The 511-nt window shown below is 80.8% G+C and carries 1 pseudogene; it reads right to left on the reverse strand.

What is annotated here, in order from left to right:
* A pseudogene (locus ACFP3V_RS24525) lies at nucleotides 1-511 on the reverse strand (hypothetical protein); the annotation flags it as partial.

Genomic DNA, 511 nt, shown 5'->3' on the forward strand with positions numbered 1-511 from the left:
AGCCGGTCCGCCTCGGCCCGGGCGGCCGACAGTTCGTCAGCAGCCTGCTGCCTCAGGGCCTCCGCAGCCGCTTCGGCCTGGGCGGCCGCCTCGGCGGTCAGCCGTTGGGCCTCGGTCCGCGCCGCGGCCAGCGCCGCCCGGGCGGCCTCGTTGCGCGACTGCGCCTCGGCCAGTACCGCTTCCGCCTCGGCCCGGGCGCGGTCCCCCGCCTCGGCGCGCAGCCGCTCGGCCTCGGCCCGCTTCTCCTCCGCGTCCGCGAGCAGCCGCTGGGCCTCCGCGTGGGCCTCGGCCTCCGCGTGCTCGACGGCCTCGGCCAGGATCTGCCGCGCCTCCTCGCGGGCGGCGGCCAGCTCCTGCTCGGCCGCCTCGCGGTCGGCCTGCGCCGCGGCGGCCTCCGCCTCGCGGTGGGCCCGGGCCTCGGCGCGGACCTGCTCCGCCTCGCTCTCCAAGTCGGCACGCAGCCTGGCCAGTTCGGCCTCGGCCTCGGCGCGGGCGGCGGCGATCTCGACCG

It is taken from the genome of Streptacidiphilus monticola (genome assembly GCF_042658505.1).
GTDB classification, from domain to species: domain Bacteria; phylum Actinomycetota; class Actinomycetes; order Streptomycetales; family Streptomycetaceae; genus Streptacidiphilus; species Streptacidiphilus monticola.